The sequence below is a fragment of the Gluconobacter oxydans DSM 3504 genome, assembly GCF_000583855.1.
GTDB lineage: Bacteria > Pseudomonadota > Alphaproteobacteria > Acetobacterales > Acetobacteraceae > Gluconobacter > Gluconobacter oxydans.
The window spans coordinates 1,953,729-1,975,971 of sequence record NZ_CP004373.1; the positions used below are offsets into that span (position 1 = coordinate 1,953,729).

The following is a 22,243-nucleotide window of genomic DNA, read 5'->3' on the forward strand; positions in this document are numbered from 1 at the left end:
AGGACGGGATGTATGGGCAGGAAACGTGGACGCGATATCGACGGGTGGCTGATTCTCGACAAGCCGCTGGGGCCGACCTCCACGGATATGGTCAACAAGCTGCGATGGGCTTTTGATGCGAAAAAGGCCGGTCATGGCGGGACGCTCGATCCGCTGGCCTCCGGCGTGCTTCCGATCGCGTTCGGCAAGGCCACTCGGACCATTCCCTACATCATGGACGCGACAAAGCGTTACCGCTTTACCCTGACTTTCGGTGAAAGCCGGACGACGGATGATCTTGAAGGCGAGGTTCTGGCGACATCCCCGAACCGCCCGACCGATGACCAGATCCGTGCCGTTCTGCCCGCGCTCACCGGAAATGTCATGCAGGTGCCTCCAGTTTTTTCGGCACTCCGGGTCGGGGGGGAGAGGGCCTATGACATGGCGCGGGCCGGCCGTCCGCCTGAACTTCCGCCGCGTCCGGCGCGGATCGATTCGATAACGCTGGTGGAACGTCCGGATGCGGATACGGCCGTCTTTGACGTGCAGTCGGGCAAGGGCGTCTATATGCGCTCGCTCGCGCGTGACATCGCGCTGGCCTGTGGAACGGTCGGGCATATTTCGGTGCTGCGGCGGACGAAGTGCGGGCCGTTCGATCTGAGCCACGCACTGACGATCGATCAGATATCACTGGACAAATCGACTCAAACTGTGGACAAGGCCGATGCTCTTCCGGCTCCTCTGCTGGATGCGGCGACCGCGCTGGTCGACATCCCGGCGCTGGCCGTCACCGATGCGGAGGGAAGGATGCTTGTCTGGGGGCAGTCGATAGACCCCGCGGACCTCGTGCATCCTCTGCCGGCATCGTCGCAGGGGGAAGACCATCTGTGGCGCGCGATGATCGGAGAGCACGTGCTGGGTCTGTGTCATGTCCGTCATGGGCGGCTCAGGGCAGCGCGTATGCTGGAAAACCACGAGTTTTTTGGAGAACACGATGTCGATTACCGCAGAACGCCGCACGGCACTGATTTCTGAGTACAAGCAGAGCGAGACGGATACGGGTTCGCCGGAAGTGCAGGTTGCAATCCTGTCCGAGCGTATCGTCAACCTGACCGAGCACCTGAAGACCCACAAGAAGGACTTCCACTCCCGTCGTGGTCTTCTGATGATGGTCGGTCAGCGTCGTAGCCTGCTGGACTATCTGAAGCGCAAGGACCAGGCCCGTTACCAGAGCCTGATCGAGCGTCTCGGCCTGCGTCGCTGAGCTAGATCTGTCCGGGAGCCTGCTCCCGGACATCCCGCCATCGCCTGTCCGGCGGTGCGGGTGCGCGACCGGCGTTTCAGGCCACATGGTGTCATGTCGGGGGCTTCCCGTCATCACCGCCATGCCGTCCGAAACGCTGCTCCGCCACCTGCCGGACGCCCGGGGATGGTTTCATCCTTAATTTGGGAAAACATGCATGTTTGATTATTTCCGCAAGGAAATCGAATGGGCCGGACGCCCCCTGATCCTGGAGACCGGCAAGGTCGCACGCCAGGCAGATGGCGCGGTCATGATTACTTATGGCGACACGGTCGTGCTCTGCACCGCCGTTGGTGCCAAAAGCGTCAAGCCGGGACAGGACTTCTTCCCGCTGACGGTCAACTACCAGGAAAAGGCTTACGCCGCCGGCAAGATCCCAGGTGGGTTCTTCAAGCGTGAAGGCCGTCCGTCTGAAGCCGAAGTCCTGAACGCACGTCTGATCGACCGTCCGATCCGTCCGCTGTTCCCGGAGAACTTCCGCAACGAAGTCCAGATCACCGCAACGGTCCTGAGCTACGACAACGAGAACGATCCGGCCCTCGTGTCGCTGATCGGCTGCTCGGCTGCGCTGACGCTCTCCGGCATTCCGTTCTTCGGCCCGGTCGCCTGCGCGCGCATCGGCCGCATCGACGGCAAGCTGGTCGTGAACCCGACGCATGACGAGATCAAGGACAGCACGCTCGACCTGATGGTCGCCGGTACGGCCGAAGGCGTTCTGATGGTTGAATCTGAAGCCAGCGAGCTTTCGGAAGAGACGATGCTCGAAGCCGTCACGCTGGGTCACACGTCCTTCCAGCCGGTCATCGATGCCATCATCGCGCTCGCCGAGCACGCTGCGAAGGCACCGTGGGATCTGCCGTCGCTGACGAAGGAAGAAATCGCCCTTCGCAAGCGCGTCGAGAAGGTCGGCAATAAGCTGATGGCGGACGCCTACAAGGAGCGTCAGAAGCAGGCCCGTTACAAGAAGGTCGCCGAAGCCAAGGACCGGATCAACGAGATCCTGGCCGAGGAAGGTCTGGACGTCGAACTGGCCAAGCCGATGCTCAAGGAGCTTGAGGCACAGGTCGTTCGCGGCTCCATCCTCAAGACGGGCATCCGTATCGATGGCCGTGACCTGAAGACGGTCCGTCCGATCCTGGCCGAAGTCGGCATCCTGCCGCGCGCCCATGGGTCTTCCCTGTTCACGCGTGGTGAGACGCAGGCCCTCGTGGTTGCAACGCTCGGCACGGGTCAGGACGAGCAGATCATCGACGCGCTGGAAGGTGAATACCGTTCCAACTTCATGCTGCACTACAACTTCCCGCCGTACTCGGTCGGTGAGTGTGGCCGCATGGGCTCCCCGGGCCGTCGTGAGATCGGTCACGGCAAGCTGGCATGGCGCGCAATCCACCCGCTGCTGCCGAGCAAGGAAGCCTTCCCGTACACGATGCGTGTGGTTTCCGAGATCACGGAAAGCAACGGCTCGTCTTCCATGGCAACCGTCTGCGGCTCCTCGCTCGCCCTGATGGATGCCGGCGTTCCCCTGCCGCGTCCGGTTGCCGGCATTGCCATGGGTCTGATCAAGGAAGACCGTGGTTACGCCGTGCTGTCCGACATCCTGGGTGATGAAGATCACCTCGGCGACATGGACTTCAAGGTGGCCGGTACGGCAGACGGTGTGACCGCGCTGCAGATGGACATCAAGATCACGTCCATCACGCCGGAAATCATGAAGATCGCTCTGGAGCAGGCCCGTGAAGGCCGTATCCACATCCTCGGCGAAATGGCCAAGGCTCTGACGGAAGGCCGTGGCGAAGTTTCGGGCAATGCTCCGAAGATCACGACGATCTCTGTGCCGAAGGAAAAGATCCGTGATGTGATCGGTTCCGGTGGCAAGGTGATCCGCGAGATCGTCGAATATTCGGGCGCGAAGGTCGATATCGGTGATGATGGCACCGTGACGATCGCTGCTTCGAATGACGAGCAGGCCCAGAAGGCCATCGCCCGCATCGAAGGCATCGTCGCCGAGCCGGAAATCGGCCGCATCTATGACGGCAAGGTCGTCAAGACCGCCGATTTCGGTGCGTTCGTGAACTTCCTCGGCCCGCGGGACGGTCTGGTTCACATCTCCGAGCTGGCTGAAGGCCGCGTTGCGAAGACGTCCGATGTCGTCAAGCAGGGCGATGCCGTGAAGGTCAAGGTCATCGGATTTGATGACCGCGGCAAGGTCAAGCTCTCCATGAGGGTTGTCGATCAGGCCACGGGCGCCGATATTACGGAGAGTGTGGGGGCCAAGCCTGGCCGTCCGCCCCGTCGCGACGCCGAATGAGTGTTGGGGCGGGGCTCGCAAGGCCCCGCCTTTTTTTTCTGAGTTTCGGAGACAGCCAGTCCCCATGAAATCTATTGATACCCTCCGTTTTGGTGGTCAGGATGTGCTGCCTCTGATCGAAGGGGGCAAAGGTGTTTCCGTCTCCACGGGCGTCTCGGCCGGACACTGGGCTGCCGCCGGTGGGATCGGAACCATCTCGGCCGTCAATGCGGACAGCTACGATCAGGACGGCAATCCCGTTCCGCAGATCTATCACGGTCGCACGCGCCGCGAGCGCCAGCAGGAGCTGATCCGCTACGCGATCGACGGCGGCATCGCCCAGGCGAAAATTGCTCACGACATCTCGGGCGGCAAGGGCCGGATCAACGTCAATATCCTGTGGGAAATGGGCGGGGCCGAGGAAGTCATCATCGGGATCCTCGAAGGGGCTCCCGGACTGGTACATGGCGTGACCTGTGGTGCGGGCATGCCGTATCGCCTGTCCGACATCGCGGTCCGCTTCGGCATTCCGTATTATCCGATCGTGTCCTCTGGACGCGCCTTCAACGCCCTGTGGCGCCGTGCTTACAGCAAGGCGCCCGAACTGCTGGGTGGCGTTGTCTACGAGGATCCGTGGCGTGCGGGTGGCCATAACGGCCTGTCCAACACGGAAAATCCGCTGTCTCCGGAAGATCCCTATCCGCGCGTTCTCGAACTGCGCCGCGTCATGCGCAATTATGGTCTGGGCGAGACGCCGATCATCATGGCGGGTGGCGTCTGGCATCTTGAGGAATGGCAGGACTGGATCGGCAATCCGGAACTGGGGCCAATCGCGTTCCAGTTCGGAACCCGTCCGCTCCTGACGCAGGAAAGCCCGATCCCCAATGCCTGGAAGCGCCGTCTCCTGACGCTGAAGAAGGGGGATGTGTATCTCAACCGCTTCTCCCCGACCGGGTTCTACTCCTCGGCCGTCAAGAACAGCTTCCTGAACGATCTGCGCGACCGCTCCGAGCGTCAGGTGCCGTACAGTCAGGAATCCGGTGACGGATATGAGGCGTCTTACGGCGTCGGTGCCCGCAAGCGCGAAGTCTTTGTGCCGGCGGCCGATCGTCCGCGCATTGCCGAATGGGAAGCCGCTGGCTTCACCGAGGCCCTGCGCACACCGGATGACACGCTGGTTTTCGTGACGCCGGAAAGCGCCCGCGAGATCCTGGCGGACCAGACGGCCTGCATGGGCTGCCTGTCGCAGTGCCGCTTCTCCAACTGGATGCAGAAAGAGCCGTACACGACGGGCCAGAAGGCTGACCCGCGTTCCTTCTGCATCCAGAAGACGCTCCAGACCATTTCCCACATCCCGCCCGGAGCGGATGACGATGTGATCATGGACCACAACCTTATGTTCGGCGGCACGAATGCGTGGCGCTTCGGGACGGATCCGTTCTACGCGAACGGCTTTGTCCCGACGGTCGGCCAGCTCGTGGAGCGTATCCTGACCGGTCGCTGAGACATGGTCCGTGACCCTCTCTCCTCTGGTCCGTCGTCCCGGCCTGCCCTGAATCGGGGCAGGCCGTTCGACTTTCTGACGCAGTTTCTGGCGCGGCACTCGGTCCCTGTCAGTCCGGAGCAGATCGCTCCGGCCGAAGGGAGCCGGGCCGCGGTTGCCACGGTCGTGGCGCTTCTTCCCGCAATTTATGAACATCAGGCCGTGCTGGCCTGGGCTGCGTTTGCGGCGTTCTGGAGCTGCCTGATCGAGCCGGGCGGGACGGCCCGCGAGCAGCTCCGCATTCTCGGACTGTTTACGGTCGCCGGCGCGATCCTGGGGGGCGTGACGTCCCTCATCGCCGTGTATCCGCTCTGGGGCGTGCTGCCCTGGCTGGTCCTGACAGGCCTGCTGGTGGGTATGGCCCGCGCGCTGATACCGTCCATGGCGCTGCTCTGCGCGCTTCTGGGTTGCGTGATGCTCGCGGGGACGGGGTTCCCGGCCCATGGGCTTCAGGATGCTCTTGTCATTGGTGGGGCATTCGGGGGCGGCGGCCTGTGGGCCACGCTCCTGTGTCTCGTCATCTGGCCACTGCATCCCTATGCACCCGCGCGGCGGGCCGTGGGGGGCTGTTACCGGCTGCTGTCGGTCATGGCGGGCGAGATCGCAGCAGGGCGGCTTCAGGAAACCGTGCACCGGCAGAACGTCCGCACGGCAATCGAGCGTGCGCGCGGGATGGCGCTTCAGATCGATGCCGGGCATGCGAGTTATGGCATGCGCGGGCGTCTGATTGCGTCCCTGGCCGGGGCGGAGCGTTTGTTCACCGCCATGCTGGCTGTTGAGCATCTCGTTGAGACGCGCGGTCTGGATTTTGAGGCGCGGGGGACGCTGGCGGCTTTTTCCGCGCTTTGCCAGCATGCCAGTGACGCCGCACTCGACCCCGCACCGGACCTTGGCCATCTGGCCTCTGAGGGGCTGGCGCTTGCGGGGAGCATTCCCGCGACGGCGGGACCGATCGGGGAACTGGTCGCGACCAGTGCGCGGACACTGGGGACGCTGGCCGAAGGGCTCGCGCAAAAGGAGCGCCTGCCATTCGATGCCGAACTGCCCCGCCATGTCGCTCGGCTGACGCCGGCGATCTGGCAGCATACGCTGCGCCTCGTGGTCGGTCTGCTGGCGACCTACATGACCACCTGGTGGCTGGGACTAGATTACGGGTTCTGGGCGCTGGTGGCGGTGCTGCTGGTGATCCAGCCCTCCGGACAGACGACGCTGGTGCGGGCGCTGGAGCGTGTGCTCGGGACCGTGGGCGGTGGCGTCTTGGCGCTGCTGCTGACGCCGTTCCTGCCGGGCTCGGCCCAGATGCTGGCGGCGGTGGCGGTGTTCGTGATCGGTGCCATCGCCATGCGGGCGGTCAATTACACCATGCTCGTCGTGTTCATCAGCGCGCAGTTCATCGTCGTGACGGAAATGATCATGCCGTCGCAGGGCGTGGCCTGGATGCGGATGCTCGACAACACGCTTGGCAGCGTGATCGGTCTGCTCTGCGCCTTCATGGTCTGTCCGCAGCGGCGGGGGCAGGACATGGACGGTCTGTTGCAGACGGCTGTGGTTGGAAATCTGCGTTATCTGGCGGCCGTTCTGAAACGGGAAGATCCCGTCATGACGGACCGCATCCAGCGTCAGGCCGGCATTGATACGACGCGGGCGGAGTTCGCCCGGGGCTCGCTGCCCGTTCTGGGAGGTGTATCCGCCGTCGGAGAACGCGCGACGCAGGCCCACGCGCTGCTGCGGGCGCTGCGCCGGCTGAGCGGCGAGGCGACCCTGCTGCGTTTCGATATCTCTGCCGGTCTGTGTGAGGGCGATGCGCAGGCTGGTGAGCGCTGGAGCGCTACGGCGGCAGCTCTAGAAGCGGGTGGCCCGCTGGCAGATGTCGCCCTGAAGATCCAGAACGGGGAAATCATGGCCGAGATCGCGGCTCTGGAACGGGCCGGGCGCGGGGATCGCGCCGCTTCCTGAAAACACGACGGGGGGAGACGGAACTCCGTCTCCCCCCGTTGGTGCCTCAGGCTCCGAAAGAAGCGCGGGCGTCAGTGATGGCCCCCGCCACCATGACCCCCGCCACCACCGTGGCCGCCTCCGCCGCCGGGACCGCCGCCATGGCCACCCCCGCCACCCGGACCGCCGCCACCTGGGCCGCCGGGTCCACCACCATGACCGCCGCCGCCCATATGGCCTCCGCCACCCGGGCCGCCCCCGCCGGGACCACGCCCGCCGGGTCCGCGTCCACCGCCAGGGCCACGTCCGCGATAGGGACCGACGCCATAGCCCGGGCCCCAGCCGCCACCCCAGCCACCGCCCCAGCCGGTATCGTAGCCGCCATAATAGCCACCGCCGCCATAGCCGCCGTAACCGTCATAACCATACCCGTCATAGCCGACGCAGCCGGACAGCATGCCGAGCAGGCAGAGCGCACCGCCAATGCGGGCAAAGGTCTTTGTTGTCCGACGGATCATTTCGCGTCTCCTGTCAGGCCGGTGTCATGCAGCTCCATGACGCCGAAGGCGGCGCCCGCCGGATCGGCAAGGACGGCGATCATGCTGTTCTGGTGATCGAGATGCGGCTCGACCAGAACGCGGCCGCCAAGCTGCACGGCTTTTTCGGCCGCACTGCCCACACTGTCCACCTGCACGAAGCTGAGCCAGCGGGCCCGCGCGTTCGGCGGCAGACGCGGTGGGAGCGGATTGACCGTCGCACGGGCCACGGACTGTGATTCAAGGATGTAACGCTGGTTGGTGTCAGGCGCCGGCGCGGCCTCGACCTGATAGCCGAAGAGCTTCTGGTAGAACCCGGCGCTGGCAGACGGCGTGGAGGTCAGGAGCGCATTCCAGATCCAGTCGCCCTGTACCGTAGGATCCGTATCGTTCGGATCGCCATGCGGGGCATGCAGGCTCGCAAAGAGGGCACCCTGCGGATCGGCGATGATGGCCTGTTCGCCCCGACCCTGGATCATGGTCGGGCGGAACAGCACCTTGGCGCCCCACTGACGCGACGACTTCGCCAGTGCGGCGACGTCCGGCGCTGAAATGAAAGGCAGCCAGAGCGGATGGGGCGGGTTGTCGGTGTCGGGCAGGGGGCGCTCGACCAGACCGGCCACAACATGCCCGTTCACGAGGGCTTCGGCGTAATGCCCGCGTGAGACGGGACGATCCTGAAAGGTCCAGCCCAGAAGGCCGCCGTAGAATGCCTTGGCCCTGGCGAGATCGGGAGTCGTGAGCTGGGCATAGACGATTTTGCCAGGCAGGACCTTGGTCTCGCTGGCGGGAGCCGGGGCTGTCGTCTGCGCATGGGCGCCGGACAGCGGGGCTGTCAGGCCGAGACCGATGGAAAGAGCCGCTGACAGCGTGACGGCAGCCGTACCTGCTCGGGAAGGACGGGGAAAGGGCGGCAAGGCGGCACTCCTTCTGTTCTGGCCCGCACGCAGCGCCTGCTGGCACCTGATGGGGCGGAGAGGGGACATCCTGTGGTTCCCCGGAATAGGGGCATGACGTTTCATGTCCCATTCCGTTCCCGGAATGCAGCAAAAATGAGGCAGGTCCCTGTCGGGGACACTCAGATCAGGGCCAGCTCGGCCAGTTCGCGGCGCAGCTGGGGCGGAAGATCGGCAATTCCGTCCTGCGTCAGGCTGTTGCCGAGATCCGGCGGGGCGTCTTTGGGTTCCAGATAGCGCCAGCCCTGAAAGGGGCGCATCGGGCGCGGCTGGACCGGGATGATGTCATCGGACACGACAATCAGCGTGCCCGTGCTGCCATCCGAGCGCTGACAGGATTCCAGCCCGATGATCGGCTGGCGGCACAGGATCATGCCGTCCATCACGCGGTACAGTGAGCCACCATCCAGCACCTCTTCGGCCCGTTTGGGCATGGTGCGGGTCTGGACGGTGGCGTGGCCGTTGACGCGGTAGTGGTTCAGCCGCTCGCGCAGGACTTCAAGGCTCGGGCAGCCGACGGCCAGCTTGATGATGTTCAGCATGTGTGTCGGTTGCCCTCCTTAAGCTCTTAGTGCGTGCCCAGAGCGTTCTGGGACTGTGAGACGAAATCATTGATGAAGCGCGTCTTGTCGATGGACTGCACGATCTTCACCTTGCGCAGGCCCATGCCCTTCGGCGCCGTGGAGTCCGGCCAGATATGGGCGTGGCCGTAATCCATGCCATGTTCGATGTTGATGTCCATAACGGCCGTAACGGATTTCGTGACCAGTGTGGGATCAACGGCGATGGCGGAGGTCAGTTCATCCCACAGCGGCAGGGGAGCCTGATACTTTTTCAGGTAATCCGTGACGGCGTTGTGCTTCTCATCGATGCGGCTGGCAAGTTCGGGCGTCATCATGATGTCGTTCGAGACGTTGCCGACGCAGGTGATGGAAGCCCAGGGTGCAGTCAGGGTGATGCGGGCGGCTTCGGGGTCCATGATCATGTTGAAGTCGGACGCGAAATCGGCATTTCCGGTAACGGACATCATGCTGGCATCGAGCAGACCACCCATGAAGACAAGCTGTTTCGCGGTTGCGGCGAAAGTCGGGTCAATGCGGATGGCGAGCGCAAGATTCGTCAGCGGGCCTGCGGCGATGACCGTGACCTGATGCGGATGGGCGTGGACCTCGCGGATCAGGAACATGGCGGCCGGCAGGGGATCGGCCGCGATATGCGGTGCGCCTTCCGGCAGCTTGCCGACGGGGGGCTGCGTGGCCGGTACGTGCTCGATGGAGCCGAGACCGCCCCAGGCGCCCTTCCACGGAATGACACCGAACTGCTGTTCGCGCAGCTTCGTCTCAGCCACCGTGTTGACCAGCGGTGTGGTTGCGCCGTCGGCGACGGGGATCTGTGTCTGGCGGGCGATTTCCAGAAAGCGGAGGGCATGCGCCGTGCCCGCGTTTTCCCAGTCATCGCCGATAACGGAAGTCAGGCCCAGCAGCGTCACACCGGGGCGGTTGAGCAGCGGAATGATGGACTGGATGTTGGAGCCGCCCGGGCCGAGGAAGTCGTTGTCGAGTACGACGTAATTCGGAGCGGGGTTCGGAGCGGGGGCAGCGTTCGCAGCAGCAAGCGGGGCCAGCACGGTGCAGGCGGCCAGAAGGGCAGAGAGAATGGGTCGGCGCATGGTCTCTTCCAGATGGATTAAGACCGGATCATGCCTTCAAGTGACGAGACGCGCCAGTATTGCTTCAAGCCGGAGCCGTCCTTCGCCCGTCGCGCGCAGAATGCCGTTGTCCCGCTCAAGGTAGTTTTCCTCAATGCAGGCTTCGAGCAGGGCCGGGTCCACGCAGTCCATGAGCATACGCCCTGTGCGGGCGGCGAAGGCGGCCTCGTTGATGCCTTCGGACAGGCGCAGGCCCATCAGCAGCGCTTCGCGGCCTTTTTCTTCCGGTGTGAGGAGCGTTTCCTCGGTGCTGCCGGAGCCTGTCTTTTCGACACGTTCGGCCCAGGGCTCGGGTGCACGATGGCGGCGGGTGGCGTAGAGTTCGCCATCCAGCGTGAGGCGCCCATGGGCCCCGGGGCCGATGCCGATATAATCCGCATAGCGCCAGTAGGTCAGATTGTGCCGGCTTTCGGCGCCGGGGCGGGCGTAGTTCGAGACTTCATAGGGCAGCAGGCCGTGACGGGCGGCGATCTCGCCGGTCAGATCATAGAGGCGGGCGGCGGTGTCTTCGTCGGGCAGGGTGAGTTCGCCGCGCCGGTGCATGGCCTCGAACTTCGTGCCGGGCTCGATGGTGAGCTGATACAGCGACAGATGATCGGCCACGAGGTCGAGCGCCGTGGTGAGTTCGTCCGTCCAGTCGGCGTCGCTCTGACCGGGGCGGGCGTAGATCAGGTCAAAGGAAATACGCGGGAACAGGGTGCGGGCGGTTTCGAGCGCACGGATGGCTTGCATGGCGGAGTGTTCGCGGCCCAGCTTGTGCAGCGCATCGTCCCGCAGGCTCTGCACGCCGAGCGAGACGCGGTTGACGCCCGCCTGACGGAAAGCGGCGAATTTTCCAGCCTCTACACTGGTCGGATTGGCTTCGAGCGTGATTTCGAGATCGTCTTCCGCATCGAACAGGCGATGCGCATCCTCGATCAGGGCGGCGACGGTTTCGGGCGCCATGAGCGACGGCGTACCCCCACCGAAGAAGATCGAACGCAGCGGGCGTTTGACGCCGTCGCGGGTCAGGCGGGCGGCGTCATGGGCCAGTTCGCGCCGCAGGGCCTCGGCGAAGCGCTGCTGCGGGATCACCTCCCGGACATGGGAGTTGAAATCGCAGTAGGGGCACTTCGCCAGACAGAATGGCCAGTGGATGTAGAGGGAGAGCGGGCCGGGTTGTGATGTGGTTGTCAAATGGCAATCCGGACGCCGAACTCCACCACGCGGTCAGGCGGAATACGCAGGAACTCTGTCGTGGAGGCGGCATTGCGCAGGAGGAGAAGGAAGATCCACATCCGCCAGAGCTGCATCTTCGGCACACGCGACCGCACGACCAGCTCATGCGAGGTGAAGTATGACGCCTGGATGGCATCGAACGCCACGCCGAGCGCATTCAGCTCCAGCAGCGCACGCGGAAGGTTGGGCATTTCCATGAAGCCGTAGCGGACGATGACGCGGTGGATGTTCGGCGCCAGTTCCTGAACGATGGCGCGATGCCCGCGCTCGGCTTCCGGCTGGTCAAGGTTTTCGACCGTCACGAACAGGATGTGATCGTGCAGGACCTTGTTGTGCTTGAGGTTATGCAGCAGCGAATTCGGCACGATGTCCGGATTGGCGGTCAGGAAGACCGCCAGGCCGGGGACGCGGATCGTGCGGGACTGCGGCAGACGGGCGAGGAAGGAGCCCATTGGCATGGAATCTGCCTGCTGACGGGCCGCAATGAGGCTGCGTCCGCGCTTCCAGGTGGTCATGATGATGGTGCTGATGATGCCGATCGCCAGCGGGACCCAGCCGCCATCGGGGATCTTGAGCACGTTCGCCGAGAAGAAAATGCTGTCCACGATGAAGAAGAAGCCGAAGACGATCGCAACCGTCGCGGACTTCCATTTGAAGACGCGGCGGAACACCACCATCGCCAGCACGCAGGTGCACAGGAACGTGCCCGTCACGGCGATGCCGTAAGCCGCGGCGAGGGCCGAGGACGTGCGGAACGCCAGCACCAGCACCAGCGCGCCGAAGGCCAGGATCCAGTTCAGCGACGGCAGGTAGATCTGCGCTTCCTCGGACGCGTTGGTGTGCATGATGCGGGTGCGCGGCAGATAGCCGAGCTGGATGAGCTGGCGGCACAGGGAGAAGCTGCCCGAGATACCGGCCTGCGAGGCGATCACGGTCGCAAACGTCGCAAGGACCAGCATCGGGATCTGCGCCCAGTGCGGCACCAGAAGATAGAACGGGTTGGACAGGGCATGCGGATCGCGGATCAGCAGGGCGGCCTGCCCGAAATAGTTCAGCGTCAGAGACGGCAGGACGAAGAACAGCCAGGCCTTGCGGATGGGCGCACGGCCGAAATGGCCCATATCGGCGTAAAGCGCTTCCGCACCTGTCACGGAGAGCACGACCGAACCCAGTGCGATGAACGACAGATAGCCGTGAAGAACGATGAATTCGAGCGCGAAAGTCGGGGACAGGGCAAGCAGGATATGCGGGTAGAGGAAGATGCCCTTGATGCCGAGAATGGCGAGCACGCTGAACCAGCAGACCATGATCGGCCCGAAAGCCTTGCCGATCTTGCCCGTACCCAGCACCTGCACCGAGAACAGGGCAACGAGCACGACCATCGCCAGCGGGATGATGATGTGGCTGGCCGAGGGAACGGAAGTCTCGATGCCCTCCACGGCCGAAAGCACGGAAATGGCCGGGGTAATGATGCTGTCACCAAAGAACAGACAGGTGCCCGCAATACCCACGAGGCCGAAAAGCCATCGGAAATGCTGTGACTTGCACACGCGCTGGGCCAGGGACATGAGCGCGATGATGCCGCCCTCGCCATCATGGTCGGCCCTCATGATGAGGATGACGTATTTGATGGTGACGATGAGCATCAGCGCCCAGAAGGTCAGGCTGGCAAGCCCCATGATTTCCCAGGGCTGGGCCGGCGCCTTCGGCGAGCTGACGATGCTGACCGAGGATTGCAGGGCGTAGAGCGGGCTTGTGCCGATATCGCCATAGACCACACCCAGAACCGCGAGCAGGGCACCCATGCCGGCGGGACGCTCATGGCCGGAGCCCTCTTCTCCACCGCCGATTTCGTGGGTGTGTCCCTCCGAGCGGGCCTGCTCGATCGTCTGCACGATTCCGGCGGAGTCGTTGGGAATTCCTACGCCATGAGGAGGGTTTGAGGCGTGGTCACCGTCATGTTCAGGCATTGCTGGTTCCATTTACGGGCGTCAATAGAGTGCCGTTGTCTACTGTCGCAGCACCCTTCAAGCGCGGCTCCGCATCACGGCAACTGTCCCTCATGACAAGATTTCTGCGACGGACGCAAGCCGCGTGTCAGGATTGTGGCGCGGGACGGCTTCCGAAAATGGCGGTTCCGACCCGGACCAGCGTTGCATTTTCGGCAATGGCCTTCTCAAAATCCGCCGACATGCCCATCGACAGCACTGGCAGCCCGTGACGCTGGCCCATCTGGCGCAGGAGACGGAAATGCGGGGTAGGGTCCTCGCCTTCGGGAGGGATGCACATCAGGCCACGGATTTTCGGACCGAACCTTTCGAGCGAGGCTTCGATGAAAGCATCCGCCTCTTCGCGCGGAACGCCGGATTTCTGCGGTTCGTCGCCGGTATTGACCTGTACGAGAAGCTCGGGAAGACGCCCGGCTTTCTGCGCGCCCTTCTCAATGGAGTCGGACAGGGACGGGCGGTCGAGGCTCTCGATCATGTCGGCGATCTGGCAGGCTTCGGCCGCCTTGTTGGTCTGAAGTCCGCCGATGATATGCAGCCGCAGATCGGGCCAGCGTTTCCGAAGTTCAGGGAATTTCGAGGCGGCTTCCTGCACGCGGTTCTCACCGAACAGGCGCTGGCCGGCTTTCAGCGCGGCTTCCACGCTCTCGATCGGATGGAACTTGCTGACGGCGACGAGGGAGACATCCGCCTCTGCGCGTCCGGCCTTTTCGCAGGCCTGGCCGATGCGGTGACGGATAGCAGCGAGGTTCCCGCTGATAAGGTTCTGGGCAATAAGATCGGACATGTCTGGAGAAGACGCCATTGCGTCCGTGGCCGCAAGATGCGATTTCGGCAGGATGCGAGAGATCGATAGCCTGTCATGACTCAGACCCCTTCCAACACGTCGCCCCGCAATCCGGCCTCCAAAACCCGGAACGGCGGACCACGCCGCCCCCAGGGAGGCCGTACGCCGCAGCGCCGTCCCGCGCCGGATCCGACGCGCGACCTGGCCTTTGATATCGTCTGTGGCGTGGTCGAGCATCGCCGGATGCTGGAGACGACGCTGGACCGCGCGGGCGCGATGGACGCGCGCGACCGTGCATCCGCGCACCGTCTGGCGGCAACGACCCTGCGTCATCTCGGCAGCATGACCGAGCTGCTCCAGCCCCTGCTGCGGCGCGAACCGCCCGAGCCGGTGCGCTGTGCGTTACTCATGGGCGTGGCGCAGCTTCTGCATCTTGAAACACCGCCTCATGCGGCCGTGGGCACGATTGTGGACCTGCTTCGCCGTCGCGGTCTGGCACCTTTCGCGGGGCTGGCCAACGCCGTCCTGCGGCGTGTCGCGCGTGAGGGGCAGGAGCTTCTGGACGGTCTGGATGAGGACCGGCTGGATGTGCCGCCCTGGCTGTGGAGCGCCTGGGGCAAGCGCGCCCGGGCAATTTCGCGCGGCCTGCACCGTGAGGCCCCGCTGGATCTGACGCTGCGTCCGGGCGCGGTCGCGCCGGAGGGTGGCGAGGTTCTGCCGACAGGCTCCGTCCGCTACCCTGCCGGCACGCGGATTACGACGCTGGAAGGCTTCGAGGACGGCGCATTCTGGGCGCAGGACGTGGCGGCGACGATGCCGGTGAAGCTTATGGGGGACGTGGCGGGCAAGACCGTCGTGGATCTCTGTGCAGCACCCGGCGGCAAGACGGCGCAGCTTGCAACGGCGGGCGCGCATGTCGTGGCGGTCGAGCGTGAGGAAGCGCGGGCGAAGCGGCTTGAAGAAAACATCGCGCGTCTGAAGCTGTCGGCAAAGACGGTCGTGGCCGATGCCGCAACCTGGCGTCCGGACGCGCCGGTAGACATGGTTCTGCTGGATGCGCCCTGTTCCGCGACGGGAACGCTGCGCCGTCACCCGGACGTGCTGTGGATCAAGCGGCCGCGGGATGTGACGGCGCTGGCGGAAGGTCAGGATGCGCTGATTGATGCAGCACACGAGATGCTCAAGCCGGGCGGCGTGCTGCTTTATGCCGTATGCTCGCTTCAGGACGAGGAAGGTCCGGAGCGGATCAAAGCTGCGATTGCGCGTGGTGGCTGGAAGTTCGATCCGTTCTCGGAAGAGGAACTGGCCAACATGGCCGTCGCGCGGACCTGGGACGGGATGTTCCGCACCCATCCGGGCCTGTGGAGCGAACTCGGCGGCATGGACGGGTTTTTCGCCGCGCGACTGATCAAGGTCTGATGCTGCCCGGCATCAGGGGCGCATAAGCCCCGATGCCGGATGCCTTGTCCTCAGGGAGCCGGGTTGGAATGGACCTGATGGATGGCGTTGATCTTCTCTTCCAGCTCGGGCGTGATGATCACGTTTTCCGCGCCGAGAATGGTGCGGAGCTGGTCGAGGCTCGTGGCGCCAATGATGTTGGACGTCACGAAGGGCCGTGAGGTCACGAAGGCGATGGCGAGCTGGACGGGGTCGATCCCTTCCTCGCGGGCCAGAGTATGATAGGCCGTGATGGCCTCATCAACGCCAGGCTTCTGGTAACGCTGTCCGCGATCGAACAATGTGGTGCGTGCGCCTGCAGGACGGGCGCCGTTGAGATACTTTCCGGTCAGATAGCCCTGTGCCAGCGGCGAGTAAGCCAGCAGCCCGATCTTCTCCTGAAGCGCCATTTCCGCCAGCCCGATCTCGAACGTCCGGTTGATCAGGTTGTAGGCGTTCTGGATGGACGCCACGCGGGGCAGGCCGGTGCGGGAGGCTTCCAGAAATTTCGAGACACCCCAGGCGGTCTCGTTGGAGAGGCCGACATGGCGGATCTTGCCTTCGGTCACGAGGTCGCCGAGGACACCGAGCGTTTCTTCGATGGGAACGGAGGTTTCTTCCGGCAGATCGCGGAACGTCGTGCCGCCTGCGCCGAACAGCCCGATTTTCCGGTCCGGCCAGTGAAGCTGGTAGAGGTCGATATAGTCCGTGCCAAGACGCCGCAGGGAGCCTTCGAGGGCATAGCGGATCTGGCGCGGGGTCAGGCGTGCTTCCTCGCCGTCGGGCCGAAACCACGGCATGGCGGTGCGTCCGACGACCTTGCTGGCGATGACGAGGCGGTCCCGGCCACCGCGGGCTTTCAGCCAGCTTCCGATGATGGTTTCCGTTGAGCCCTGCGTCTCGGCGCGGGGCGGGATAGAGTACAGCTCGGCGGTGTCGATGAAGTTGATGCCGTGGTCCAGCGCCATGTCGAGCTGGGCGTGGCCTTCGGCTTCGGTGTTCTGCTGACCGAAGGTCATGGTGCCGAGGCAGATTTCGCTGACGGCAATGCCGGTGCGGCCAAGTTCACGCTGTTTCATGGAAAAGACCTGATCAGAAAATGGGGGGAAGCCCCCAGCATGGAAGGCCCGGCACCATTGATCAAGGTGCGGGCCTGTCCGGACCGGGATTACGGGGCCAGCGTGACGATGACGCGCAACCCGCCGCTCGGCCGGTTCTCAAGCCGGACATTGCCGCCCTGGCCATGCAGGATGGTGCGGGCGATCGAGAGCCCCAGACCGCTTCCGCCGGTTTCACGGTTGCGGCTGCTCTCGATGCGGACGAAAGGCTCGAACACGCGGTCCAGTTCGCTTTCCGGCAGACCCGGACCATTATCCTCGATCAGGATCTTGACCACATTGTCCTTCTCGCCCGGATTGGTGGCGGGAATGAGCGTGACATGCGCGCTGCCCCCGTATTTCAAGGCGTTGAGGATCAGGTTGTTCAACGCACGCTTCAGTGCCACGGAGCGGGCCTTGATCCGGACGGGAACATTGGGCGGCTCATAGAACAGGTCGTCCGCCTTGTCCGGCACGCTTTCGGCCGCTTCGTCCATGATGGTCTGAAGCAGGGCGCGCAGGTCGAGCGAGACGATGGGTTCGGCCGACGCGCTGTCCCGCCCGAAAGCCAGCGTGGCCGAGACCATGGCTTCCATCTCGTCCAGATCGGCCAGGACCTTGTTACGCAGTTCCTCGTCGTCAATGAATTCGGCACGCAGTTTCAGGCGCGTGATGGGTGTGCGCAGATCATGGCCGATGGCCGTCAGCATGAGCGTCCGATCCGTCACGAAACGGCGGATGCGCATGGCCATCGTGTTGAAGGCGATGGCCGCGCGGCGGATTTCGGACGGACCGTTTTCGGGCAGCGCTGCCGTGTGGACGTCCCGGCCGAGCGCTTCAGCCGCATTGGCCAGCGTTCTGACAGGCGCAATCAGTCGCTGCGTGGCCCAGACGATCATCGCACTTCCTGCAATCGACATGACGAGGAAGGCGATCATGAAGGTCGGGGAACCGAACGGATTGGGCAGGGGGGTGACGAAACGCACCACAAGCCAGCAGTCCCGGTCCGGCAGGAGGATCGAGGTCGAATGCGTGCGCATTTTCTGCCCGATCAGGACCTTGCGCGGATAGAGCGAGGACGGCAGGAGCGCCCAGCGCATGAAGGGCGGCATGTCACGGCGCCGTATGGTGCCGGCAAAGCGGGGATCGCTGTTCAGATGCTCCGCATCCGCGTGGTCGCCATCGGCGCGGTCGGCGGGGAAATGAAACTCCGGTCCGCCCGGTGGTCCGCCACCCATTGGGCCCATCGGACCAGGACCGGGAAAGCCCGGTCCTCCCATGTCGGGGCCGGGATGGGGCATGCCCGGATCCATCGGACCGGGGGGCAGAAAGCCGTCATGGCCCTGCGGATCGTCATGCAGGCGGTGCAGGAAGGACGGCGACGTCATCGCCGGGAAGGGGACTTCATGCCCCTCGATCAGCGGGTCCGGCTCCTTGAGAAGCAGGACCGTGACGTTGGACGGGATATGCAGGTCGTCGATCGCGTCGTGACGGTCGGCGGGTTTGGCTTCCGCCACCGTGCGATAGATCGAAAAGACCTGGACCTGCTCCTCATGGACCTGGCTGCGTTCCTCCAGGTCAAAGCGGTCCAGCGCGTGGATTCCGAGCCCCGCCGCTTCCACAACCGCAAGGCCCACGATCAGCAGAAGGCTGGTCCGGGCAACAAGAGACCGTGGCAGGATGTGCATCGGGTTCAGAGACGCTCCACTTCCGCTGCGAGCACGTAGCCACCGCCACGGACCGTCTTGATGACCTGTGCATTGCGCCCGTCATCCTCGAGCTTGCGGCGCAGGCGGCTGATGGCCACGTCGATCGCGCGGTCGAACGGCCCGGCCTGACGGCCCCGCAGCAGTTCAAGCAGCATGTCGCGTGTCAGGACGCGGTTGGCGCGTTCGAGCAGCGCCATCAGCAGATCGTACTCGCCACCCGTGAGGGAGACTTCCGCCCCGTCCGGGTTCAGCAGACGGCGGCGCACGGGGTCGAGGCACCAGCCGGCGAAATGGATCTTGCGGGTATCGGCAGCCTGACGCTTGTCTTCCACATCCACCGTCCGGCGCAGGACGGCGCGGATGCGGGCGAGGAGTTCGCGCGGATTGAACGGCTTGGCGACGTAATCGTCCGCGCCGAATTCAAGGCCGATGATGCGGTCGGTCTCGTCGCTCATGGCGGTGAGCATGATGATGGGGACGTTATCCTGCGAGCGCAGCCAGCGTGCGACTTCAAGTCCGCTCTCGCCGGGCAGCATCAGGTCCAGCACAACGAGCTGGTAATGCCCGTTGGCCCAGGCCTTGCGGGCTTCCCGTGCATCGCGGGCCGCCGTGACGCGGAAATGGTTGCGCTCAAGGAACTGGCTCAGCAGTTCGCGGATTTCGCGGTCATCATCCACGACCAGAAGATGGGGCAGGGTTTCCGTGCTCATGACCAGAGGCCTTTCGGGAATGCTGTGACCGCGTTCAGACTGCGCATGCCGCCCGACCGGAAAACGGCATTTCCGGCCGGGACAGACAGGGAAGCGATGTTAGGCCAGCCAGGGCGGAACAGGCAGGTTTTTCGCACGCAGGAACTCCGGATTGAACAGCTTGGACTGATATCGGGCACCACCGTCGCACAGAATTGTAACAATCGTATGTCCGGGACCAAGTCTGCGTGCTGTCCGTATTGCCGCAGCAACATTGATTCCGGACGAGCCCCCAACCGACAGACCTTCTTCAGAAGTCAGGGAAAAGATCTGCTCCAGCGCTTCGGCATCGGGGATGCGTTCGGCGTCATCGGGATGAGAGCCTTCGAGATTGGCCGTCACACGGCCCTGTCCGATGCCTTCGGTGATGGAGCCGCCCGTGATGGTGAGGTCGTTGGATTTGACCCAGCCATAAAGCGCGGAGCCTTCCGGATCGGCCAGGACGATACGCGGCGCCGTCTTCCCGGCAGCCTGTGCCTGATCGCGCAGCCCGAGTGCGATGCCCGCCAGCGTCCCGCCGGTGCCGCAGGCGCAGGTGAAGGCATCGACCTTCCCGCCCGTCTGCTCCCAGATCTCGCGCGCCGTGGTGGCGCGATGGCCTTCGCGGTTGGCGGTGTTGTCGAACTGGTTGGCCCAGAACCCGCCGATCTCTTCGGCCAGGCGGCGCGAGACGTGAACATAGTTGCCCGGATCGCGATACGGCTTGGCAGGAACAAGGCGGAGATCGGCGCCGATCATGCGCAGGAAGTCCAGCTTCTCACGGCTCTGTGTTTCCGGCACGACGATCACGGCCTTGCAGCCAACGGCATGGGCGACCAGTGTGAGGCCGATTCCCGTATTGCCGGCCGTTCCCTCCACGACCGTCCCGCCGGGCTTCAGCGCTCCGCTTTTCAGCGCGTCCTCAATGATCGCCAGGGCTGCACGATCCTTGACGGAGCCGCCGGGGTTCATGAACTCGGCCTTGCCGTAGATGTCGCAGCCCGTTTCCTCCGAGGCGCGCCGGAGGCGGATCAGGGGGGTGCCCCCGATCGCGGCGGTCATGCCCGGAGAGACGGTCTGCCATCCCTTCGTGGGGGACTGGGGGATGGTTTGGCGGTTCGGGGAGATGTCAGTCATAGTTCACTCCTGTGCTGGGTGAATTATAGAACGCGTTTTGGAAGGATGAGGAAGAGCATGAAGGTCCTGACGGCAAGACAGGCATGGGAAATGCTTGAAAAAGACCCTGAAAACGCCACCGGCAATGCCGATGACGGCGCGCCGCGCCCCATTCTGGTGGATGTCCGGACACCGCCGGAATGGATGCATGTGGGCCTGCCGGACGCCGACGCGATGACCGCGCCGCTCCTGTGCATCACCTGGCAGCCGGACCGCCAGCAGGAGTTCGTGGAAGCGCTGCTTGAAGCCGTCCCCGACCAGCAGACGCCGCTGCTGTTCCTGTGCCGGTCGGGGGTGCGCTCGCATCATGCCGCACTTCTGGCGGAAAACGCCGGTTATGCGGATGTCAGCAATATCGTGGACGGATTCGAGGACCAGCACGGCCCCGGCAAGGGCTGGCGCTCCAGCGGCCTGCCGTCCTCTTACATGCCGCTGTCGGGTTCCTGATCCGCGTCGTAATGGACTTCCAGCACGGCGCACCACGGATAACGGCTGTCATAGCTGTGCCCTGAGCCATCGGCGATCATGCCGTTGGCGTCCGTGGGAACATGGGTGAGGGCCACGGCATCATCCACGTTACCGCCGACGATGCTCAGCTCATGCCCGAAGGGCTGGGCATTCTGGTTCGTCGCGGACACAATGCCGCAATGCGCCGGAAAGCCGTAGCTGGTGGGCAGCATGGAGAAGGTGACGGTCTTGCTGCGCCCGCGCCCGACGCAGATCAGGTCGCCGATCTTCGGGGCATAAGTGCCCGGATCATGCGCCGTAACACCGCTGGACTGTCCGCTGGCCGCGGCGTTGATGTAGGTCGAGTGATTGGGCGAATACGGGAAGCGGTCGTTGGCTCCGGCGACCCGCATCACATAGGAAATGAAAGCTGCGGACCAGGCGTAATGGCCGTCGTGCTCGATCTCGAAACGGGTGCCCTGGGAGTCCGTTTTGCCGGTCCAGCCGACTTCCGTCTCGTACGGGTCCTGCCCGATCCACCAGTACTCGCCAACGCGCTGCCACAGGCCGGGGAGGCGTTCGGGCTTCAGTGCGGCGTCGGTAGGTTCGGGGCGGTCTTCGGGATCATCATCCGAGACGGGTGAGCCGAACATCCGCCATTCGCGCAGGGCAATAGCCGCGACGTCCTGACGGTTGAACGGTTCGAAATTGCGGGTGGCGAAATCCGGGACGTGGCTGTCATAGCCAGCCGGACCAGTGGTTCCGTTCGCATACTGGGCGTTCGGCGTGCGGGCCGGGTACGGGCGGACACTCTGCTGGCTGGAACATGCAGCCAGTGCGAGCAGGGCGGCCGTAGCAGCTGCTCGCCTGAAAATATGCGAATCTGGCACTGTTATCCTCGTTGGGGGATCTGTTTCCCAGGCTGAATGAAGGGCCAAGACGACCGGGGCGTCAAGGACGGGCGCTCAGAGGGGCATGGCTGGGCGCATGGGCCGCCATGATTTTCGTACAGGCTTTCTCAAGCAGTGGCACACCCGTGGGAAAGAACCAGATGCCGAGCAGAACTGTCGAAACCAGCGTGTTCACGATCATCCGTATCCGAGACGGGGACGTCGACCTGAAGAGAAGGGTGGCTGTCACGATGCAGATGACCGGCAGGAGCAGGAGATAGAAAAGCAGGCACCATCCGAAAAGCGGCTCGTTGTCGGGGCTGGACAGGGCCATGCCAGCGCCGAGCCCGATACCGGGAAGAAAAACGCTCGCGACCATTCCGGCAATGGCGTTGGCCGTCAGGAAGCCCCGTATGATGCGGAACCACAGCGGAAGGAGGGCCGCAGGTGGTTCCACGGAGACCGGAACGGGAGGGAGCATTGCGCAGTCCAGCTCCTGGC

20 protein-coding genes are annotated in these 22,243 nt (G+C 64.2%); 7 read left to right on the top strand and 13 right to left on the bottom strand.

Annotation, left to right across the window (positions count from 1 at the left end; translation table 11 throughout):
- Positions 1 to 12 precede the first annotated feature (12 nt).
- From truB to GLS_RS08630, 5 genes are all read left to right on the top strand, one after another.
- Positions 13 to 1,014 carry a tRNA pseudouridine(55) synthase TruB gene (truB, locus tag GLS_RS08610; protein WP_041111912.1) on the top strand — a complete coding sequence of 334 codons (1,002 nt, stop codon included), beginning with the start codon at positions 13 to 15 and terminating at the stop codon, positions 1,012 to 1,014.
- Entirely contained in the window at positions 974 to 1,243 is a 270-nt protein-coding gene (gene rpsO, locus GLS_RS08615) for a 30S ribosomal protein S15 (protein ID WP_011253110.1), read from the top strand. Before truB ends, rpsO begins: the two co-directional genes overlap by 41 nt.
- Before the next feature lie 196 nt (positions 1,244 to 1,439).
- Positions 1,440 to 3,590 (top strand): polyribonucleotide nucleotidyltransferase, encoded by a 2,151-nt coding sequence (gene pnp / locus GLS_RS08620; RefSeq protein WP_041111913.1) that lies wholly within the window; start codon positions 1,440 to 1,442, stop codon positions 3,588 to 3,590.
- Between the two features lie 64 nt (positions 3,591 to 3,654).
- Entirely contained in the window at positions 3,655 to 5,073 is a 1,419-nt protein-coding gene (locus tag GLS_RS08625) for an NAD(P)H-dependent flavin oxidoreductase (protein ID WP_011253112.1), read from the top strand.
- A 3-nt stretch (positions 5,074 to 5,076) separates the two neighbouring features.
- Positions 5,077 to 7,068, top strand: a complete 1,992-nt coding sequence (locus GLS_RS08630) for an FUSC family protein (protein WP_041111914.1) — start codon at positions 5,077 to 5,079, stop codon at positions 7,066 to 7,068.
- 71 nt (positions 7,069 to 7,139) lie between these two features.
- Here GLS_RS08630 and GLS_RS13375 read toward each other — a convergent pair whose 3' ends face one another.
- From GLS_RS13375 to GLS_RS08665, 7 genes are all read right to left on the bottom strand, one after another.
- Positions 7,140 to 7,565, bottom strand: a complete 426-nt coding sequence (locus GLS_RS13375) for a hypothetical protein (protein ID WP_155721047.1) — start codon at positions 7,563 to 7,565, stop codon at positions 7,140 to 7,142.
- Positions 7,562 to 8,500, bottom strand: a complete 939-nt coding sequence (locus GLS_RS08640) for a VOC family protein (protein WP_226986555.1) — start codon at positions 8,498 to 8,500, stop codon at positions 7,562 to 7,564. Before GLS_RS08640 ends, GLS_RS13375 begins: the two co-directional genes overlap by 4 nt.
- A 161-nt stretch (positions 8,501 to 8,661) precedes the next feature.
- Positions 8,662 to 9,081, bottom strand: coding sequence for a DUF1489 family protein (locus tag GLS_RS08645; RefSeq protein WP_041111916.1), 420 nt, complete (start codon positions 9,079 to 9,081; stop codon positions 8,662 to 8,664).
- A 26-nt stretch (positions 9,082 to 9,107) separates the two neighbouring features.
- The gene (locus GLS_RS08650) at positions 9,108 to 10,208 is read right to left on the bottom strand and encodes a nucleoside hydrolase (RefSeq protein ID WP_041111917.1); all 1,101 of its coding nucleotides are present in this window, start codon (positions 10,206 to 10,208) and stop codon (positions 9,108 to 9,110) included.
- Positions 10,209 to 10,244: 36 nt separating this feature from the next.
- Positions 10,245 to 11,423 carry a radical SAM family heme chaperone HemW gene (gene hemW, locus GLS_RS08655; RefSeq protein ID WP_041111918.1) on the bottom strand — a complete coding sequence of 393 codons (1,179 nt, stop codon included), beginning with the start codon at positions 11,421 to 11,423 and terminating at the stop codon, positions 10,245 to 10,247.
- A complete protein-coding gene (locus tag GLS_RS08660) occupies positions 11,420 to 13,447 on the bottom strand; it encodes a potassium transporter Kup (RefSeq protein WP_041111919.1) in 2,028 nt (675 codons plus the stop codon). Before GLS_RS08660 ends, hemW begins: the two co-directional genes overlap by 4 nt.
- A gap of 115 nt (positions 13,448 to 13,562) precedes the next feature.
- Positions 13,563 to 14,258 carry a YggS family pyridoxal phosphate-dependent enzyme gene (locus GLS_RS08665; protein ID WP_041112805.1) on the bottom strand — a complete coding sequence of 232 codons (696 nt, stop codon included), beginning with the start codon at positions 14,256 to 14,258 and terminating at the stop codon, positions 13,563 to 13,565.
- Positions 14,259 to 14,333: 75 nt separating this feature from the next.
- Between GLS_RS08665 and GLS_RS08670 the strand changes: the two genes are divergently transcribed.
- Positions 14,334 to 15,677 (top strand): RsmB/NOP family class I SAM-dependent RNA methyltransferase, encoded by a 1,344-nt coding sequence (locus GLS_RS08670; RefSeq protein WP_041111920.1) that lies wholly within the window; start codon positions 14,334 to 14,336, stop codon positions 15,675 to 15,677.
- A gap of 50 nt (positions 15,678 to 15,727) precedes the next feature.
- Here the strand turns inward: GLS_RS08670 and GLS_RS08675 are convergent, their stop codons facing one another.
- The 4 genes from GLS_RS08675 to GLS_RS08690 all read right to left on the bottom strand — a co-directional run bounded on the left by GLS_RS08675 (position 15,728) and on the right by GLS_RS08690 (position 20,366).
- Positions 15,728 to 16,774: an aldo/keto reductase gene (locus GLS_RS08675; protein ID WP_041111921.1), complete on the bottom strand. Its 1,047-nt coding sequence runs from the start codon at positions 16,772 to 16,774 to the stop codon at positions 15,728 to 15,730.
- Positions 16,775 to 16,863: 89 nt separating this feature from the next.
- Positions 16,864 to 18,480: an ATP-binding protein gene (locus GLS_RS08680; protein ID WP_041111922.1), complete on the bottom strand. Its 1,617-nt coding sequence runs from the start codon at positions 18,478 to 18,480 to the stop codon at positions 16,864 to 16,866.
- Positions 18,481 to 18,485: 5 nt separating this feature from the next.
- Positions 18,486 to 19,211: a response regulator gene (locus GLS_RS08685; protein ID WP_041111923.1), complete on the bottom strand. Its 726-nt coding sequence runs from the start codon at positions 19,209 to 19,211 to the stop codon at positions 18,486 to 18,488.
- 99 nt (positions 19,212 to 19,310) lie between these two features.
- Positions 19,311 to 20,366: a cysteine synthase A gene (locus tag GLS_RS08690; protein ID WP_041111924.1), complete on the bottom strand. Its 1,056-nt coding sequence runs from the start codon at positions 20,364 to 20,366 to the stop codon at positions 19,311 to 19,313.
- Positions 20,367 to 20,423: 57 nt separating this feature from the next.
- On the opposite strand from GLS_RS08690, the gene GLS_RS08695 reads away from it, so the two are divergent.
- Positions 20,424 to 20,852, top strand: a complete 429-nt coding sequence (locus GLS_RS08695) for a rhodanese-like domain-containing protein (protein WP_080691940.1) — start codon at positions 20,424 to 20,426, stop codon at positions 20,850 to 20,852.
- Here the strand turns inward: GLS_RS08695 and GLS_RS08700 are convergent.
- Together GLS_RS08700 and GLS_RS08705 are read right to left on the bottom strand one after the other, a co-directional pair.
- Positions 20,828 to 21,748: a DUF2272 domain-containing protein gene (locus tag GLS_RS08700; RefSeq protein ID WP_052327647.1), complete on the bottom strand. Its 921-nt coding sequence runs from the start codon at positions 21,746 to 21,748 to the stop codon at positions 20,828 to 20,830. The two genes, GLS_RS08695 and GLS_RS08700, sit on opposite strands and share 25 nt — an antisense overlap.
- A 55-nt stretch (positions 21,749 to 21,803) precedes the next feature.
- Entirely contained in the window at positions 21,804 to 22,223 is a 420-nt protein-coding gene (locus GLS_RS08705; protein WP_041111926.1) for a hypothetical protein, read from the bottom strand.
- Positions 22,224 to 22,243: the final 20 nt, after the last annotated feature.

Bases quoted from the DNA above. Each gene is read 5' to 3' on its own strand.
- GLS_RS13375 (WP_155721047.1), bottom strand. From the start codon at position 7,565: ATGATCCGTCGGACAACAAAGACCTTTGCCCGCATTGGCGGTGCGCTC.
- GLS_RS08630 (WP_041111914.1), top strand. From the start codon at position 5,077: ATGGTCCGTGACCCTCTCTCCTCTGGTCCGTCGTCCCGGCCTGCCCTG.
- GLS_RS08675 (WP_041111921.1), bottom strand. From the start codon at position 16,774: ATGAAACAGCGTGAACTTGGCCGCACCGGCATTGCCGTCAGCGAAATC.
- GLS_RS08690 (WP_041111924.1), bottom strand. From the start codon at position 20,366: ATGACTGACATCTCCCCGAACCGCCAAACCATCCCCCAGTCCCCCACG.
- GLS_RS08650 (WP_041111917.1), bottom strand. From the start codon at position 10,208: ATGCGCCGACCCATTCTCTCTGCCCTTCTGGCCGCCTGCACCGTGCTG.
- pnp (WP_041111913.1), top strand. From the start codon at position 1,440: ATGTTTGATTATTTCCGCAAGGAAATCGAATGGGCCGGACGCCCCCTG.
- GLS_RS08680 (WP_041111922.1), bottom strand. From the start codon at position 18,480: ATGCACATCCTGCCACGGTCTCTTGTTGCCCGGACCAGCCTTCTGCTG.
- GLS_RS08665 (WP_041112805.1), bottom strand. From the start codon at position 14,258: ATGTCCGATCTTATTGCCCAGAACCTTATCAGCGGGAACCTCGCTGCT.
- GLS_RS08695 (WP_080691940.1), top strand. From the start codon at position 20,424: ATGAAGGTCCTGACGGCAAGACAGGCATGGGAAATGCTTGAAAAAGAC.
- GLS_RS08645 (WP_041111916.1), bottom strand. From the start codon at position 9,081: ATGCTGAACATCATCAAGCTGGCCGTCGGCTGCCCGAGCCTTGAAGTC.
- GLS_RS08670 (WP_041111920.1), top strand. From the start codon at position 14,334: ATGACTCAGACCCCTTCCAACACGTCGCCCCGCAATCCGGCCTCCAAA.
- GLS_RS08685 (WP_041111923.1), bottom strand. From the start codon at position 19,211: ATGAGCACGGAAACCCTGCCCCATCTTCTGGTCGTGGATGATGACCGC.
- GLS_RS08625 (WP_011253112.1), top strand. From the start codon at position 3,655: ATGAAATCTATTGATACCCTCCGTTTTGGTGGTCAGGATGTGCTGCCT.
- GLS_RS08660 (WP_041111919.1), bottom strand. From the start codon at position 13,447: ATGGAACCAGCAATGCCTGAACATGACGGTGACCACGCCTCAAACCCT.
- GLS_RS08705 (WP_041111926.1), bottom strand. From the start codon at position 22,223: ATGCTCCCTCCCGTTCCGGTCTCCGTGGAACCACCTGCGGCCCTCCTT.
- truB (WP_041111912.1), top strand. From the start codon at position 13: ATGGGCAGGAAACGTGGACGCGATATCGACGGGTGGCTGATTCTCGAC.
- rpsO (WP_011253110.1), top strand. From the start codon at position 974: ATGTCGATTACCGCAGAACGCCGCACGGCACTGATTTCTGAGTACAAG.